We start from the raw sequence: 17,793 nt of genomic DNA on the forward strand, positions 1-17,793 counted from the left end.
GCGCCGGGGTTGGTGCCGCCGGGGTAGTAGACGAGGACGTCTTGTAGGCCGGTGCCGGTGAAGTGGCCGGTGATGGCTTGGGCGCCGTCGAAGTCGCTGGGGGAGTTCTGGCCGGTGACCCCGTTGCCGCGGGCCCCGACGTTCGAGCCAACCCGGTCGATTCCAACGCTGCCCTTGCCTGCAGCCAGCCACAACCCCGACGGGATTCCGTTGGTTTTGCCGACGGTGAGCAAATCGGGGACGCCGTCGCCGGTGAGATCCCCGTCGGCGGCGAGGGCGGCGGGGTCGGCGTTGAAGGTGATGCTGGCGCTGTCGCCGAAGTTGCCGCCGGCGGAGAGGCTGGTGACAGTGAGGGTGTTCGTGACGCGGGTCGGGGACACGGCGATCGTCGCGGACCCGGCGGAGTCGGCGGTGACCTCGACGGGCGGGCCGGCGTTCAGCTGGTAGACGTAGCCGCTGGGGATGGTGCTGCTGGTTCCCTTGGTGATGGTGAAGCTCGCCGGTCGACCGATCGTGGTGGTGCCGTCGGCGGGGGTGCGGACTGATGGTGCGCCGGGTCGGGTGGGGTCGAAGTCGAATTTGCAGGTGTCGGACCAGTCGCTGGGGGTGCGGAAGTCGGTGGCTTGGGCTTTCCAGGAGAAGTTGGTGCGTGCTCCATTGGCGGCAGCACGGAGTTTGTCGACGCCGACGACGAGGACCGCGGTGCTGCCGGAGGTGTAGGTGAGCAGGTTCGGGTCGGATGAGGCGATGGCGGTCTGGGTGTTGTCGCTGGTTTTCCAGAGTTTGAAGGTGACGCCGAGGGTGCCGCCGTTGGGGTCGGAGACGGGGGCGTAGAGGGAGACGGTGCCGTCACCGACGGTGCTGCCACCGGCGCAGGCCGTCTTGGGGGAGGTGGTCAGGCCGGTGGGTTTGTTGGGTTTGTGGTTGTAGCGGATGGTGAGGGTGGGGCTGGTTTCGAGGAATTTCTTCCAGTTCTGGGTGTCGGTGGCTTCGTTGGCGGCGACCATCCACAGGGTGCGGGTGGGGCGGCTGTTGTTTACGTCGGCGATGATCTGGTCGCGGATGTCGAAGGATTCGGCGGCGGCGTCGCAGCTGCTGTTGTAGCCGTGGGCGAAGCTCTTCGAGGCGATCACGGGTCCCGTGTTGACGCCTACCCAGTAGTTCCAGGTGGCGTTGGACGAGGACAGGGTCGTGTTGGGGCCGTAGATGTTGAGGGTTTTTGCGGTGCAGGACCAGGAGTAGGTGTTGGTGATTTTGAAGATGGCGTCGTAGATTTCGGCGTCGGCGAGGGTGCTGTAGGGGATGGGGAAGTTGATGAGGGTGTTGGAGCGTTGGCTGCCGGAGTTGCCGACCTGCATCCGCCCGGCCGGGTCCGGGGTGTTCTTCCAGTAGTTCGTTGACGGGTGCTGGTAGGAGATGCTGGCCCAGCCGGACATCTTCGGGCCGACCGGTGTCCAGTTGAACGTGGGGTCGATGTAGACCGGGAACGTGGTCGCGGTGTCGGTGAGCAGTTTCCGGTCGGGGGTGAGGCGCAGCTTCCCGCCGTCGATCTGTACCCCGATGCGGGCGGTCCGCGCCGCTCGATCCGGTTCCACCGTGTTCGACAGTGTCCCCCGGCCGGCTGGCGTAGAGGCGTCCTCCATTGCCGCGCCGGAGTCCCACATGGTGGGGGCTGGGGCGTTGATCACCGTCTGGCCGGTGCGGTCAACGCCGGTGATGTTCCCGGCCGAGTCGCTCCTGAGCGTGACGTCCTTACCGGTGGTGGCCAGGTCCAGTTCCGCCAGCTTCGGGTTGGCTGCGGCGGCGCGATTCTTGACCACGAAGACGTGGGAGAAGCCGCCTTCGCTGGTGATCCGGACGGTGAGGTCGACGCCGGGTAGGACGTCGGGGTAGGTGGCGGTCGACCCGGACAGGGTCGGTGCCGGAAGGGCCATGGGAGCGGTCACGGACAACGCACGGTCGCCGCTGGTCAGCTCGGCGAGGGGGCCGGTGCCGCCGGGGGAGAGTCGGACCTGATTCGTGGTCACCGTGCCCGTGATGCCGCCGTCGGCCTGACGTATCAGGGTGGGGTCGAGGTTCTTCCACTCGCCGTTGACGCGGGTGCGTGTCGGCACGGCGGACTGGGTCAACTCGACGGTGCCGTCTGGGCGGGCCGTGACGGTCGACGTGGACGTGCCCGCCGCGGTGGCCTCGACCGGTTTGCGGGTTCGTCGGGCCTGGTCGAGGGCCTGGTCGACGGTGAGCGGGCCGCTGGCCGCCTTCGGGGCCGTGGGTGTGGTGGGTCCGGCGGCGGCCGGTGCGGTGGGCAGGGTGCTGGCCGTGGTGGCCAGGAGGACACTGGCCGCGATGCTGGCGGCGGTTGTTCTCCTCCGAGTGGTCTGCTGCGGAGGGCTGTTTTTGGACATGGTGAGGTACCTCCCCCGTGTGTGTCCGCCGGACGCCGGGTCGGCGTCCGCTGAGCGGCCACAGTGAAGCAGCCAAACCGTCCACACGGAACGCCGGACGTCACGCCTGGTTGTCCTTTCCGCACTATCTGCCACCCATATGATCCGCCGCGGCTCCACCGATCGTTATCTCTCCGTGACCTTCGATGGCGATCAACGTGAAAGATTGTTCGCGCCACGGGGGTGCGCAACCAATCACTCTGCGTGGTTTTCCTTGAATCTCGCAGAGGTGAGGTCGGATGGTCGAGCACGGGGGCATACGCCTGTGGACCCGTCCCAAGCGGATCGTCGCAGTGGCCGCGGCGACGTCGTTGGTGGCGGGCTTGTTGTCGGGTACGCCGGCGTCGGCGAAACCAGCGGGTGACGAGGCGGCGAAGGCGCCTCCGGTGTCGCCGGGACGATCGGTCAAGGGCGTCAAGCCGTTGCCGACGAGGTTCGTCACCCCGCAGAGTGACGCGAAGACGTCGTACAAGCCGACACGGACGGCATGGCCGAAGGCGACGAAGTCGACTGTGGAATTGGCCGCAGCGGCGGAGGGTGCGCGGTCGGTGGGGGAGACGGGCAGGGCTCGGGCGGCAGGTACGCCGGTCTGGGCGCAGCCGGTCGCGGGCAAGGACGGCCGGTCCGCGGGCCCGGGCCGGCTGACGGTCACTGTCGCCGATCGGCAGGCGGCGCAGGCGGCCGGGGTGGACGGTGTGTTGCTGTCGGTGATCCCGGATGCGGCGTCGGGCGCGGTGCGCGTCGGGGTCGACTACGACGCGTTCGCGGAGGCGTACGGCGGTAACTACGGCTCCCGGCTGCGGCTCGTGGAGTTGCCGGCGTGTGCGTTGACCACGCCCGGGCTGGCGAGTTGTCGGACCGTGACGCCGTTGGCGTCGACGAACGACCCGGCCGCGCGGACCGTGTCCGCCGAGGTGCCGATGTCGACCTCGCAGGCCGCCAACGAGCTCACCTCCAGCAGCCTGACCGTGCTGGCGGTCACCGCCACGGCGGGGGATGAAGGCGGTGAGGGTGGCACCTACGCCGCGACGGATCTGAAGCCGTCGGGTTCCTGGAGCGGGGGCGGCAGCACCGGATCGTTCACCTACTCGTACCCGATCACCGTGCCGCCGGCGGCGTCGGACCTGGTGCCGACGGTCGCGTTGTCGTATGACTCGGGCAGTGTGGACGGGCAGACGGCCTCGACGAACGCGCAGTCGTCGTGGGTGGGTGACGGCTGGTCGACCGCCCGTTCCTACGTCGAGCAGACGTTCGTGTCGTGCCAGGATGACCCGGGTGGCAGCCCGTCGCCGGTGAAGACGTCCGACCACTGTTACGACGGGCCGATTCTGACGTTGTCGTTGAATGGTTCGTCGACGTCGCTGGTGTGGGATGCGACGAAGGAGGTGTGGAAGCCGGAGTCGGACAACGGCGAGGTGATCACTCACGTCGAGAACGCGAACAACGGGTCGGACGCCTACAACACCGACTACTGGCGGGTCACGCTGCGCGACGGCACCAGGTACGAGTTCGGTCGTAACCGGCTGCCGGGATGGACGTCGGGCAAGACCGAGACGAACTCGGTGGACACGGTGCCGGTGTATTCACCGCATGCGACGGACCCGTGTTACAAGTCGGCGGGGTTCTCCTCGTCGGTGTGCACGATGGCGTACCGGTGGAACCTGGATTACGTGTACGACACGCACGGTAACGCGATGGCGTACTACTACAAGCAGGACACCAACTACTACGGCCGGAACAAGGGCGCCTCGAACGTTTCCTACGTGCGGGACAGCTACCTGTCCCGGATCGATTACGGCTTCACTGACGGTAACGCCTACGGGACGGTGCCGAACCGGGTGGTGTTCAACACCGGTGACCGGTGTGTGTCGGGGACGTGTCAGCCGTTGAACTCGGCGAACAAGGCCAACTGGCCGGATGTGCCGTTCGACCTGATCTGCAACTCCGGCGCCACCTGCACCTCGTGGAGCCCGTCGTTCTTCTCCACGGTCCGGCTCACCGGCATCGAGGCGCAGCAGTACAACACGGCCGCCTCCCAGTACGAGAAGGTCGACTCGTACGCCCTTGCGCATACGATGCCCGCCACCGGGGACGGCACGTCACCGACGTTGTGGCTGAACTCGATCACCCGTACCGGGCATGACACGAGCGCGGGTGGGTCCAGCTCGGCGATCTCCCTGCCGTCCGTCTCCTTCTCCGGGATCAAGCTGGCCAACCGGGTGGACACCGCCGGCGGTCTGCCGAACTTCTACCGGCAGCGGATCTCGGCGATCACCACCGAGACCGGCTCGGTCATCTCCCCCAGCTACGAGCTGCCCAACCCGTGCACCGCACCGGTCACGACGGACCCGGCGACGAACACCAAGTCGTGCTACCCGGTGTTCTGGACCCCGGACGGCTACACCAACCAGCACAAGGACTGGTTCAACAAGTGGGCGGTCACCCGGGTCACCTCGACCGACCCGACCGGCGGAGCGCCGGCGTTGTCGACCAGCTACAAGTACCTCAACGGAGCGGCCTGGCACTACGACGTCAACGAGGTCGTAAAGGCCAAGTACCGCACCTACGGCCAGTTCCGTGGCTACGCCAAGACCCAGACCCTCAACGGTGACGGGGTCAACGATCGGCGGACCCTGTCCGAGACCGTCTACTACCGCGGCATGAGCAAGAACAACAACAGCACCGTGGTGAACCTGACCGACTCGGCCGGCGGCAACCACGAGGACGTCAACGAACTAGCCGGCAAGCCATTGGAAACCACCGGATATCTCGGTGAGGGAGGCCGGATCGACTCCTCCACGATCACCTCGTACTGGGTCTCCGCCGCGACCGCCACGCGTAGCCGTAGTGGGTTGCCGGCGTTGACCGGCCGGTGGGTCGCGCCGATCAAGACCCACGCCCGGCAGGCCGTCACCAGCGGCAGCGGCACCACCTGGCGATACACGGCGAGTGAGAACAGCTACGACGCGAGCACCGCCAGCGCCACGTTCGGGGTGCTGAAGAACACCTATACCTACACCTACACGGACACCGAGCCGACCAAGACCGCGTTCGATCAGTGCACCACCTATACCTTCGCCCCGGTCAACACGGGCAGGAACCTGGTGGGTCTGGTCAGCCAGACCGAGACCGTGTCGGTGGCCTGCGGTGGGTTCACCCAGGGTAACCCGGCGTCCGTGCCGGGCAGCGTGAACACGTTGACCGCACCGGCCACGGTCAACCGGCCGGCGCAGGTGGTCAAGGTCGAGCGAAACTTCTACGACGACACCACCTTCTCCACCACGTTCCCGCAGACCACCGCCCCCTCCAAGGGCGACGTCACCATGACCCAGGTCGCCAAGGATCACACCTCCGGCGCCTACACCTGGCAGACCGACGGGAAGTCGAGCTACGACTCGTTCGGGCGGGAGACCAACTCGTACGACGCCAAGGGCGGTCTGACGAAGACCACGTACACGATGAACAGCGCCAACCTGGTCACCGGAACGTCGACGACCAACGCTTTGAACCAGACCGTGGCCTTCACGATCAACCCGAGGCGCGGCAGCACGTTGACCGCCACGGACGCGAACCTGATCGTCACCCGTCAGCAGTACGACGCGCTGGGCCGCAGCACCGCGGTGTGGTTCGACAACCGTGCCACCAGCAGCCCCGCCAACCAGAAGTACAGCTACACCGTGTCGAAGACCGGGGTCAGCGCGGTCACCACCCAGAAGATGAACGACTCCACCGGCTACCAGACGTCGGTGGCGATCCTCGACGCGCTGCTACGCACCCGGCAGACGCAGACGGTCACCCCGCAGGGCGGGCGGATGATCACCGACACGTTTTACGACACCCGGGGTTGGGTGCGGGCGTCGTACAACGGCTGGTGGGACGCCGCCACCACCCCGGTGGTCAGCGCACCGGTGTCGGCGGCGGACCTGAGGAAGCAGGTACCGAACCAGACCTTCACCACCTACGACGGCCTCGGCCGCGCCGTGATCGTTGAGGCGGCCAAGGACGGCCTGACCGTGTCGAAGACAACCACCGTCTACGGCGGCGACCGGCTGACGACGGTTCCGCCGACCGGCGGCGTCGTCAGCACCGTTTTGACCGACCCGCTCGGCAGGAGCGTCGAGGTGTGGGAGTACTCGGCCCGCCCGACGGTGACCACGCCGGCGGACACGTTCACCGGCACCTTCACCGTCACCGGCGGCACGACCACCGTGAGCAAGTATGGCTACGACGGGCACGGCAACCAGTCCACGCTCACCGACGCCAAGAACAACGTGTGGACCTCGACCTACAACCTGCTCGGCCAGGGGGTGGCTAAGTCCGACCCGGATGCCGGTAACAGCACGATGGCCTACGACGCCAACGGCAACCTCGTCGAGACCACCGACGGGCAGGGCAAGACCTTGTCCTACACCTACGACGCACTCGACCGGAAAACCGGCGAGTACGCCTCGACGGTGGCCAACCAGTCGACGGCGAACAAACGGGCCGCCTGGATCTACGACAACAGCAACGCCGTCGGCGGGGTCACCAACGCCATCGGCGAGTTGACGACCACGATCGCCTACCGGGGTGGCCAGGCCTACACCAGCCAGCAGAAGGCGTTCGACGTCTTCGGCAACAGCCTCGGCGTCACCATCACCATCCCCAGCACCGAAGGCGCCCTGGCCGACTCGTACGTCTTCGGCCACACCTACACGACGGTGCTGGGCCTGCCGCTGACCGACAAGTACCCGGCCAAGGGCAGCCTCCCGGCCGAGACGGTACTGCACACCTACTCCGGCCTGCTCGACCTGCCCACCGGCCTCGGCGGCCTGGCCAGCTACACCGACGATGTCACCTACGACGCGTGGGGGCGGGTCAACCAGCAGACCCTGGGCACCGCCACCAGCGCCGCCTACGTCACCAACACCTACGACCCGCACACCAGCCGGCTGACCAACCAACTCATCACCCGATCCAAGACCACCCCGAAAACGGTCGACGAGCAGGAATACCAGTACGACCTGGCCGGCAACATCACCCGCAAGATCAGCAAACGGAACGGGACCACCACCCCCGCCGAAACCCAGTGCTACGGCTACGACGGCCTCGCCCGACTCACCAACGCCTGGACCGCCACCGACAACTGCACCACCACCCCAACCGACACCAACAAGACCATGGTCAGCAACACCATCGGCGGCGGCAGCGCCTACTGGACCAGCTGGACCATCGACACCATCGGCAACCGCACCCAACAGGTCGAACACGGCCTCGGCGCCGCCACCAACATCACCACCGACTACACCTACAACGGCAACGGCCAGAACAAACCCCACACCCTTACCTCGACCACCAAGACCGGAGGCGCCACCGGCACCACCAGCTACACCTACGACAACGCCGGCAACACCATCGGCCGTAATGCCGCCCAAGGCAACCAGACGCTGACCTGGGACGACGCCGGCAATCTCGCCACCGTCACCGGCGGCACCAGCGGCAACAACACCTTCACCTACGACGCCGACGGCAACCTCCTGCTCCAGAAGGAGCCAGGGAAGGCGACTCTGTACCTACCTGGGCAGCAGCTCGTACTCGACACGGCTACGAACGCGGTCGGCGGGAGCCGCTACTACGCGCTCCCGGGTGGGAACACCTGTATCCGCACAGGTAGCGGGACCAACTACACGTTCGCCATCGGTGACCACCAGGGCACCCCAGCCCTGTACCTAGACAACACCGCGCAGAATCCGAGCTGGCGGCAGTACACGCCGTACGGCGCTCCGCGGGGTGCCAGTGTCACGGCACCCGACAACCACGGCTTCCTCAACAAGCCGATGAGCCCGACCGGGCTCACCATCGTCGGCGCCCGCGCCTACGACCCGACTGTCGGGCGCTTCCTCTCGGTCGACCCGCTGCAGGACGCCAGCGATCCCCAGCAGTGGAACGGCTTCTCGTACGCCAACAACACCCCGGTGAGCACCAGCGATCCCACCGGGTTGATCCCGGAAGACTGCCGGCACTTCGACTGCTACGGCTACAGCCCCACCAAGGGATGCTCGGGCGGCTGCGGGAGCACGAAAAACGTGGCTTGGGGCAAGAAGAACCACAAGGTGAGCACGAAGCCCAAGCCAGGCAAGTACGTTCCGCCGCCTCGCCCCAAGCCGAAGCCGAAGCCGCAGCCGAAGCGGTGCGGGGGTGGATTTTTTTCGAAGATCTGCGACTGGGCTGTCGACCATGCCGATGTCACCGGAGCGATCGTCGGCGTGGCGGTGGGCGCCACCTGCACCGTCATCACCGGCGGCAGCGGTGCAATATTGTGTGGCGCGCTCGGCGGAATGGTGACGAATCTGACCGCCGGAGCCCTCAAGTGTGAAGGTGGAGACGAATCGGAGTGTGGCGGGAACTTGGTCCGGTCCGCGGCTGAGGGGGCCCTCCTCGGTGCCGCAGGCGGTGTGCTCGGCGCAGGCGCCGGAGGCGCCCTCAAGGCCGGTGGCGCTGGCGTTAGGACGGCCTGGGGAGAGATCAACACTCTGGGGGCGTTGCGCCAAGGAACGCCCCGGATGATCAGCAAGGTCCTCGGCGGTACGCCGAACAATAATCTCGGCACCTTCGCCAAGAGCTCGTACCAGGCGATTAGGCAGGAGATCAAAAGTGATGGTGTGAGGACGTTCACGCGCAACGTCGGGCGGGACCTGCTGCTAGCCAGCGATTCGCCTGGAGCTGTCGGCGCGGGAGCGGCGGGGGCGCTCACGCCGACTACCTTCAATGACGTCGTCCACTACAATCCGTTCCAGCCCTCGTATGGTGTGACCGGGTTCGGTGGTCATTTCGGAGGTATGTTCTAGTGATCCGGGCGATACTCGGCTCCGGCCTCATGGACCCTGACATCCGGGGCCGCGAGATGCGGCTCTGGCAGGCCCTGGGGCCGGCCGGGTATCGCCTGCGATCCGTCGGGCTCGCCGCTCTTCTGGCCGTGATCGGAGTAGTTGTCTTCCTGGGATCCATGACCGTGGCCAGCCTCCTCCCGGGTAGCAGGGCTGGTGCCCTGGGTCCGGGAGAGCAGCAGGTGCGGGCGGTCGTCGGCGACTGTCAGCGGGTTGGCCCGATTAGCCGGCGGGGCTTCGGTTACTGGTGGGAATGTGAGGCGTCGGTGATCACAGCCGATGGCGATGTCCGAAACGCCTGGATCGGTCCATCGGTCGTGACACACGAGGACCGGGGCCGGGCGGTGGAACTGCGAGAGAGTTGCCGTGACAAGATTCACTTCACCGACTGCACTTACGGAAGGCCGACCAGCCGCTGGCTCGGGCTCGGCATGCTGCTGATCGTCAGGCTCGGCTGGTTGGTGTCGCTTTTCAGCGGATTCGGGGTCGCGATGTTCCTGACCCGGGCGCTCCTCGGCGCGCCCCGGTATTTCCGTTTTCGCGGCAACCCGCCGTCAAACAAGTGGACCTGAGCAGGCTGCCCGACCTTTCCATAGGATCGGGCAGGCCAGCTTATTCATCAGGAGGAAATCATGGGGCAGGCGTCCCGCCAGAGCACGCTGAAGGTGACGTTGCGCCACCCGGCCGCCGCCTTCCTCTATCAGGCCACGAAGCCTCGCCTCCGGCTCGACGGTGTGGACGTACCGTCGACCGGTTGGGGCGTGCACCGGCTTCCGGTCACACCGGGTAGCCACCGGGTCGAGGTCTGGGTGCCCTACGTCCTGCCGAGGCGGGCGGGCCGGGCGCGGCGTGACATCACCGTCGTGGGTGAGCAGGAACTGGCGCTGGAGTACATGGCCCCCTCGGTGACCTTCGCCCGTGGCTCCCTCGGCGCGCCGGGGGAACAGACCTCGACCGGCTACTCGACGGTGATGATTCTCAACCTGATCGCGGTGATCGCGGTGGTGGCGGGCCTCGTTGCGTTCGCGGTCAACTGACCGCCCGGCTCAGCCAGAGGACGCCGAGCGGCGGCACGCGCAGCGCCGCTGAGGCCGGCATGCCGTGCCACGGCACGCTCTCGGCGTGCACCTCGCCCAGGTTCCCCACCCCCGATCCGCCGTAATGATGGGCGTCGGTGTTGAGCACCTCGGTCCAGGTGCCGCCGGCCGGTAGGCCGATCCGGTAGCCCTCCAACGGCAGGGCGGAGAAGTTGGCCACGCAGACCAGGGTCTGGCCGTCGGGGGCGATGCGGACGAACGCGACGGTGTTGTGGGCGACGTCGTCGCCGACGATCCAGCGGAAGCCGGCCGGTTCGGTGTCCTGCGCCCAGAGCGCCGGGGTGGCCCGGTAGATCCGGTTCAGGTCGCCGACCAGTCGTTGCACGCCGGCCCGCGCCGGGTCGTGCAGGAGATACCAGTCGAGGCCGCGTTCCTCGCTCCACTCCCGGTCGTCGGCCAGCTCGCAGCCCATGAAGAGCAGTTGCTTGCCGGGGTGCGCCCACATGTACGCCAGCAGCGACCGTACGTTGGCCAGCCGCTGCCAGGTGTCGCCCGGCATCTTGGCCGCTAGGGAGCCCTTGCCGTGCACCACCTCGTCGTGGCTGATCGGCAGCACGTAGTTCTCACTCCAGGCGTACGCCAGGGAGAAGGTGAGCTGATGGTGGTGGTACTGCCGGTAGATCGGGTCCTTCGAGGTGTAGAGCAGGGTGTCGTGCATCCAGCCCATGTTCCACTTGAAGCCGAAGCCCAGCCCGCCCTCGCCGGTGGGGCGGGTGACGCCGGGCCAGGCGGTGGACTCCTCGGCGACCATCACCACCCCCGGGTGGTGCTTGTAGACGGTGGCGTTGACCTCCTGGAGGAACGCGATGGCCTCCAGGTTCTCCCGGCCGCCGTGCACGTTGGGCACCCACTGCCCCTCCTGGCGGGAATAGTCCAGGTAGAGCATCGAGGCGACCGCGTCCACCCGCAGCCCGTCGATGTGGAACTCGGCCAGCCAGTAGAGCGCGTTGGCGACCAGGAAGTTGCGCACCTCGCGGCGGCCGAAGTCGAAGACGTACGTGCCCCAGTCGGGGTGCTCGCCGCGGCGCGGGTCGGGGTGCTCGTACAGCGGGGTGCCGTCGAAGCGGCCGAGCGCCCAGTCGTCCTTGGGGAAGTGCGCGGGCACCCAGTCGAGGATCACCCCGATGCCGGCGGCGTGCAGCCGGTCCACCAGGTGCCGGAACTCGTCCGGGTCCCCGAACCGGGCGGTGGGGGCGTAGTAGCCGGTGACCTGGTAGCCCCAGGAGCCGCCGAACGGGTGCTCCATCACCGGCAGGAACTCGACGTGGGTGAAGCCCAGCTCGGTCACGTACGCGGTGAGCTGTTCGGCCAGTTCCCGGTAGCCGAGGCCGGGCCGCCACGAGCCGAGGTGTACCTCGTACACGCTCATCGGGTCCTGGTGGGGCCGGCTCCGCGCCCGTCGCGCCAACCAGGCCGCGTCGGCCCACTCGTACGTCGAGTGGTGCACCACCGAGGCGGTGGCCGGCGGCGCCTCGGTGCGCGCAGCCAGGGGGTCGGCCTTGTCCCGCCAGTGCCCGTCGGCGCCGAGGATCCGGTACTTGTAGTGGGCGCCGACCGGCACACCCGGCACGAAGATCTCCCACACCCCGCTGGCGCCGAGCGAGCGCATCGGCCAGCCGTCGTCCGGCGCCCAGCCTGTGAAGTCGCCGACCACCCGCACGCCGCGGGCGTTGGGCGCCCAGACGGCGAACGCTACCCCCTCGTCGAGCACCCGGGCGCCGAGCGCCTCCCAGAGCCGCTCGTGCCGCCCCTCGCCGATGAGGTGCAGGTCCAGCTCGCCGAGGGTGGGCGGGTGGCGGTACGGGTCGTCGTGCACCGTGCCGTCGACCTCGACCCGGTAGTCGAGCACCTCGCCGGGCAGCACGGCCTCGAAGACGCCGACCTCGTTCACCCGCTGCGTCGGGTGCCGTTCGTCGCCGACGAGCACGGCCACCTCGGCCGCGCCCCGGCGCAGGGCCCGGATGGTGGTGCGCCCGTCGGCGGGGTGCGCGCCGAGCACGGCGTGCGGGTCGTACGCCTCGCCGGTGATCAGCTGCTCCATGGTGCCTCGTCCTCCACGGTCGCTGGCTCGGGTACGGCCGGCGGGGCGGGCCGCCGCACGTTGAACACATGCGCGGGTTGCAGGTACGGGTCGAGCCGGACCGCGTTGCGCTGCCCCCAGTCGTAGCTGACCCCGGTCAGCTCGTCGTACACGTTGAACCGGTCGTGCCAGTCGAAGCCGAGCGCCGGCATGTCGAGGGTGGTGTTGCCCCACTGCACCGTCCGAGAGTCGAACGAGCAGATCACGATCACCGTGTTGCCGGTGTCCGGGTCGTGCTTGGACCAGCAGAGCAGCGCCGGGTTGTCGATGTCGTGGAAACGCAGGTTGCGCAGCCGGTGCAGGGCCGGGTTGCCGCGGCGTACCCGGTTGAGGGTGGCGATGAACGGGGCGAGCGAGCGGCCCTGCGCCTGGGCCTCGGCCCAGTCCCGGGGGCGCAGCTCGTACTTCTCGCTGTCCAGGTGTTCGTCGACGCCGGGGCGGGCGACGTGCTCGAACAGCTCGTAGCCGGCGTACATGCCCCACGAGGGGGAGAGCAGCGCGGCCAGCACCGCCCGGATCTTGAACATCGCCGGGCCGCCGTGCTGCAGCGACTCGGGCAGGATGTCCGGGGTGGTGGGCCAGAAGTTGGGCCGCATGTAGTCGGCCGCCGCGAGAAGCTCCTCGCAGTACGCCCGCATCTCGGCCGCCGTCATGCGCCAGGTGAAATAGGTGTACGACTGGGTAAAGCCGATCTTGCCGAGGCCGTGCATCATCGCGGGGCGGCTGAACGCCTCGGCGAGGAAAAGCACGTCCGGCTCGACCTTCTTGACCTCCCAGATCAGCCAGTGCCAGAAATCGACCGGCTTGGTGTGCGGGTTGTCCACCCGGAAGATCCGGATGCCCTCGCCGACCCAGTGCAGCACCACCCGCAGAATCTCCGCCCGGATGCCGTCGGGGTCGTTGTCGAAGTTGAGCGGGTAGATGTCCTGGTACTTTTTCGGCGGGTTCTCCGCGTACGCGATGCTGCCGTCGGCCCGGGTGGTGAACCACTCCGGGTGCTCGGTCACCCACGGGTGGTCCGGCGCGCACTGCAACGCCAGGTCCATCGCCACCTCGATCCCGACGTCGGCGGCGGCGGCGATGAACGCGCGGAAGTCCTCCGGCGTACCCAGGTCGGGGTGGATGGCGTCGTGGCCGCCCTCGGCGGCGCCGATCGCCCACGGCGAGCCGACGTCATCCGGCCCGGCGGTGAGCGAGTTGTTGCGGCCCTTGCGGTTGAGCCGACCGATCGGGTGGATCGGCGGCAGGTAGAGCACGTCGAAGCCCATCGCCGCGACGCCGGGCAGGCGTTCCATCGCGGTGGCGAAGGTGCCGGAGCGGGCCGGCGCGTCAACGGTGGCCGGGATCGCGCCCTCGGAGCGGGGGAAGAACTCGTACCAGGCGGAGAAGAGCGCCCGTGGGCGGTCCACCCAGAGCCGGTGCTCGTCGCCGGTGGTGACCAGCTCCCGGACCGGATGCTTCCAGAGCAGGCCGGCCAGGTCGAGCGCCGGAGCGACCCGCCGGGGCAGCTCCCGCTCACTGTCGCGCAGCGCGACCACCGCCTCCCGGACCCGCGCCCGGGCGGTCGTCGGGACCAGCTCCAGGGCGGCCTCCAGCACCCGGGCCCCCTCGGCCAGGTCGTTTGCCAGCTCGGCCGGGCCCTGACCGGCGGCGAGCTTCTTGGTGACCGCGTTCTGCCAGGTCAGGTACGGGTCCTGGAACGCCTCGACGGCGAATCGCCACTCGCCGACCGCGTCCGGCCGGATGGTGGCGTGCCAGCGGTCCTGGCCGGGCTCGCCGGGGCGCATCCGGGTGAACGGGCGGGCCACGCCGTCCGGGCCCAGCCTGACCACGTTGCAGCCGAGCGCGTCGTGGCCCTCCCGGTACGCGCGGGCCGACACCGGCACCAGTTCGCCCACCACCGCCTTGGCCGGATAGCGACCGCAGGCGACGACGGGGGAGACGTCTTCGATCGGGAACCGTCCGGTCACCGCTTCAACCTACTGTGCGAGATCGCTTCGCGCTCGGGTCAACTGGTGGTCGGCATGCCTTGGGGCCAGCAGACCGCCCCGAAAACAGCCGCCGACCCGTGTTGTCCACTGCCGCCCGACGGCATGATCGCGCTCGATCCCGGATGTAGTGGTCTCCGAGTGGCGCCGAGGCCACTACATCCGGGATCGAGCGTGACCTTGGGGTAATGGGCCCGGGAGAGAGCGCGGTTGGTCCTGCTGGGCCTACCGCGGTTCCCGACGCCGGCGTTGATCGTGCCGAGGCGTGGGGTGCCACGAATGAGTCCTTGAGAGCGATATGCCTCAGAGTCATGAATATGCCTCAGAGGCATATCGCTCACCAGTCTTGTGTCCGCCCGTTGGCCGAACCGGCGTACGCGCTAGGCGGGCGGCTCCGGCGCCACGAACGAGCCCTTGCCCTGCCGAGTGACGATCCAGCCCCGTTCCTCCAGGATTCGGAGGGCGTAGCGAAATGGCCACGCGCTCGACCGCTGCTGGTTCAGGCCGCTCTCGCCGCCGCCAGCCGGGGCGACGACGGCGGCATCCAGGAGCTACTGGCTCGGGCCACCGCGACCGTCGGGGCCGGTGGCGGCTCCTTACCGCAGGGAGCGGTAGAGGTCGAGGGTGCGCGCGGCGATGGCGTCCCAGGAGAAGTGCTCGACAGCCCGCCGCCGCCCGGCGCGGCCGAATTCGGCCACCCGCGCCGGGTCGGCCAGCAGCTCGTTGATCCGCCCCGCCAGGTCGGCCACGAAGCGCTCCGGGTGCAGCGGTCGGCCGCTGCCGTCGCCGGCCTGCTCGATCGGCACCAGCAGCCCGCTCTCGCCGTCGGCGACCACCTCGGGGATGCCGCCGGTGGCGGTCGCCACCACGGCCGTCTCGCAGGCCATCGCCTCCAGGTTCACGATGCCCATCGGCTCGTACACGGACGGGCAGACGAAGATCGTGGCGTGGGTGAGCACCTGGATCACCTCGTGCTTGGGCAGCATCTCGGCCACCCAGACCACGCCCGAGCGGTTGGCCCGCAGCTCGACCACCAGCCGCTCCACCTCGGTGGCGATCTCCAGCGTGTCCGGCGCGCCGGCGAGCAGCACCAGTTGGGTGTCGGCGGGCAGCTCCCGGGCCGCCCGCAGCAGGTAGGGCAGCCCCTTCTGCCGGGTGATCCGCCCGACGTACACCACGCTGGGGCGGGACGGGTCGATGCCGAGCCGGTCCAGCACGTCGGTGCCGTGGTCCGGGGCGTACTGGGCGGTGTCGATGCCGTTGTGGACCACGTGCACCCGGTCCGGGTTCACCGCCGGGTACGCCATCAGCACGTCCCGCCGCATCCCCGCGCTGACCGCGATCACCGCGTCGGCGGCCTCCATGGCGGTGCGCTCGCACCAGGAGGAGAGCGCGTAGCCGCCGCCGAGCTGCTCGGCCTTCCACGGCCGCAGCGGCTCCAGGCTGTGTGCGGTGATCACGTGCGGCACCCCGTGCAGCAGCTTCGCGGTGTGCCCGGCAAGGTTGGCGTACCAGGTGTGGCTGTGCACCACGTCGGCGCCGGCGCTGCCGGCGGCCATCGCCAGGTCGACGCCCATGGTCCGCAGCGCCGGGTTCGCGCCGGCCAGCTCGGCCGGCTCGGCGTACGCGGTGACCCCGGGCTCGTCGCGCGGCGCGCCGAAGCAGTGCACCCGTACGTCGGCGAGGCGGCGCAGCTCGCGGGCCAGGTACTCGACGTGTACCCCGGCCCCGCCGTACACCTCCGGCGGGTACTCCCTGGTGAGCAGGTCGACGCGCAGGCGTGCGGTATCGGTCATAAGCCGCACCCTAGCGCGTGGTTCGGAAGTGTCGTAGGTGGCGGGCATGCTGTGGGGCTGTGGGGAGGTTTACCGCGTTCCGGTTCACGGTCGATGCGTCGCCGTCGCAGGTGGTGGTGTTGGCTCGTCATGCGGGGGCGGCTCGGTTCGCGTTCAACCAGTGCCTGGCTCTGGTGAAGGAAGCTCTGGACGCGAAGCATCGGGGCGGGTCGGTGGTGGTGCCGTGGTCGGGTTTCGACCTGATCAACGCGTTCAACTCGTGGAAATACTCGGCCCGGGCGGGTCGCCGTTTCGTGGTCGACTCGGCTGGTTCGGTCGAGGTCGTGGCGACGGGGTTGTCGTGGCGGGCGCAGGTGTGTCAGCAGGTGTGTGAGGAAGCGGCTGTCGACCTGGGCCGGGCCCTGTCCGCGTGGGCCGACTCCCGACGGGGGAACCGGTCGGGTCGTCGGGTGGGGTTCCCGGCATTCAAACGCAAGGGCCGGACCCGGCCGTCGTTCCGGATCCGCTGCAGGACCAGGGCGGGTCGGGCGAGTATCCGGGTGGGGGATGCGACGGCGGGGCCTCGGAGTGTCTGTCTGCCGAGGATCGGAACCCTGAGGGTGCGGGAGGACACTCGCCGGCTCCGGCGGATGATCCGCGCCGGCCGAGCCCACATCCGGTATGCCACCGTCTCCTGCCGGGCCGGCCGATGGACCGTCACCGTGACGGTGGAGGCGGCGGACCTGCATCCCGCCCGCCGGCACCCGGCCCGCCCCGACGCCGACGGCGGTGGTTGGGTGGGCGTCGACCGCGGCCTTGCCGCTCTCGTCGTGGCCGCCGACACCACCGGCCGACAGGTACTGCGCGTCGATGATGCACCGCGTCCGCTGCGGGCTGCCCTGCCGAGGCTTCGGCGTCTGTCCCGCCAGGTCAGCCGTAAACAGCGAGGCTCGCGTAACCGGGCTGAGGCGGTCGCCCGGCTGGCTCGTGCCCACCTGCGTGTTGCGAATGTGCGTCGCCATTTTTTGCACAAGGTCGCCAACCGGCTGGTCAAGACTCACGACCGGCTGGCTCTGGAAGGCCTGCACACCGCCGGTCTGCTGCGCAACCGGCGTCTGGCCGCCGCGATCTCGGACGCGGGTTGGGCTGACCTGGCCCGCATCATCGGCTACAAACAACGCTGGCGGGGCGGGCAGGCCACCCAGGCGCCCCGCTGGTACCCGTCCACCAGAATGTGCAGTGCCTGCCGCACCGTCGGCCCGGCACTACCGTTGTCCGTGCGCATCTTCTGCTGCGACGAGTGCGGGCATACGGCGGACCGGGACGTCAACGCGGCGGTCAACCTCGCCGTCTGGGCCGAGCAACACCATGCCCAGACCCGGGACCCCGAAGTACGAGGCCCGGTCACCAACGCCTCCCGAGGGGACGGCTCTGGCCGACGCCCACGCGCCGGTGAAACCAGCCCCGATGACGGAGGAACCCCACCCCCACGAACACCCGTGACGGCAGGGACGCCCGAGAAGGGCGGTGTCTCATGACCCAA

The 17,793-nt window shown here is 68.7% G+C and carries 8 protein-coding genes; 4 read left to right on the plus strand and 4 right to left on the minus strand.

Annotated features, from left to right (window positions below; genetic code table 11):
- Window positions 1-2,405 (minus strand): hypothetical protein (locus tag AB0C02_RS15545; RefSeq protein ID WP_357548634.1); only part of this gene is annotated, 2,405 nt, incomplete at its 3' end.
- A 278-nt stretch (window positions 2,406-2,683) separates the two neighbouring features.
- On the opposite strand from AB0C02_RS15545, the gene AB0C02_RS15550 reads away from it, so the two are divergent.
- The 3 genes from AB0C02_RS15550 to AB0C02_RS15560 are packed head-to-tail and all read left to right on the plus strand — an operon-like array spanning window position 2,684 to window position 10,347.
- Window positions 2,684-9,271 (plus strand): RHS repeat-associated core domain-containing protein, encoded by a 6,588-nt coding sequence (locus AB0C02_RS15550; protein WP_357548635.1) that lies wholly within the window; start codon window positions 2,684-2,686, stop codon window positions 9,269-9,271.
- Window positions 9,272-9,300: 29 nt separating this feature from the next.
- Window positions 9,301-9,882 carry a DUF6346 domain-containing protein gene (locus AB0C02_RS15555; RefSeq protein ID WP_357548636.1) on the plus strand — a complete coding sequence of 194 codons (582 nt, stop codon included), beginning with the start codon at window positions 9,301-9,303 and terminating at the stop codon, window positions 9,880-9,882.
- Between the two features lie 60 nt (window positions 9,883-9,942).
- Window positions 9,943-10,347, plus strand: coding sequence for a hypothetical protein (locus AB0C02_RS15560; protein ID WP_357548637.1), 405 nt, complete (start codon window positions 9,943-9,945; stop codon window positions 10,345-10,347).
- Here the strand turns inward: AB0C02_RS15560 and glgB are convergent.
- The 3 genes from glgB to glgA form a co-directional block, all read right to left on the minus strand.
- Entirely contained in the window at window positions 10,340-12,448 is a 2,109-nt protein-coding gene (gene glgB / locus AB0C02_RS15565; protein WP_357548638.1) for a 1,4-alpha-glucan branching protein GlgB, read from the minus strand. The genes AB0C02_RS15560 and glgB overlap by 8 nt on opposite strands.
- The gene (locus tag AB0C02_RS15570; protein WP_357548639.1) at window positions 12,436-14,457 is read right to left on the minus strand and encodes an alpha-1,4-glucan--maltose-1-phosphate maltosyltransferase; all 2,022 of its coding nucleotides are present in this window, start codon (window positions 14,455-14,457) and stop codon (window positions 12,436-12,438) included. Before AB0C02_RS15570 ends, glgB begins: the two co-directional genes overlap by 13 nt.
- 614 nt (window positions 14,458-15,071) lie before the next feature.
- On the minus strand, window positions 15,072-16,271 hold the full coding sequence (gene glgA / locus AB0C02_RS15575; protein ID WP_357548640.1) for a glycogen synthase: 1,200 nt from the start codon (window positions 16,269-16,271) through the stop codon (window positions 15,072-15,074).
- Between the two features lie 59 nt (window positions 16,272-16,330).
- Here glgA and AB0C02_RS15580 point away from each other — a divergent pair, with 59 nt between their 5' ends.
- The gene (locus tag AB0C02_RS15580; RefSeq protein ID WP_357548641.1) at window positions 16,331-17,788 is read left to right on the plus strand and encodes a transposase; all 1,458 of its coding nucleotides are present in this window, start codon (window positions 16,331-16,333) and stop codon (window positions 17,786-17,788) included.
- Window positions 17,789-17,793 lie beyond the last annotated feature (5 nt).

This window comes from Micromonospora sp. NPDC048999 (assembly GCF_040649295.1).
In the GTDB taxonomy this organism is placed as follows: Bacteria; Actinomycetota; Actinomycetes; order Mycobacteriales; family Micromonosporaceae; genus Micromonospora.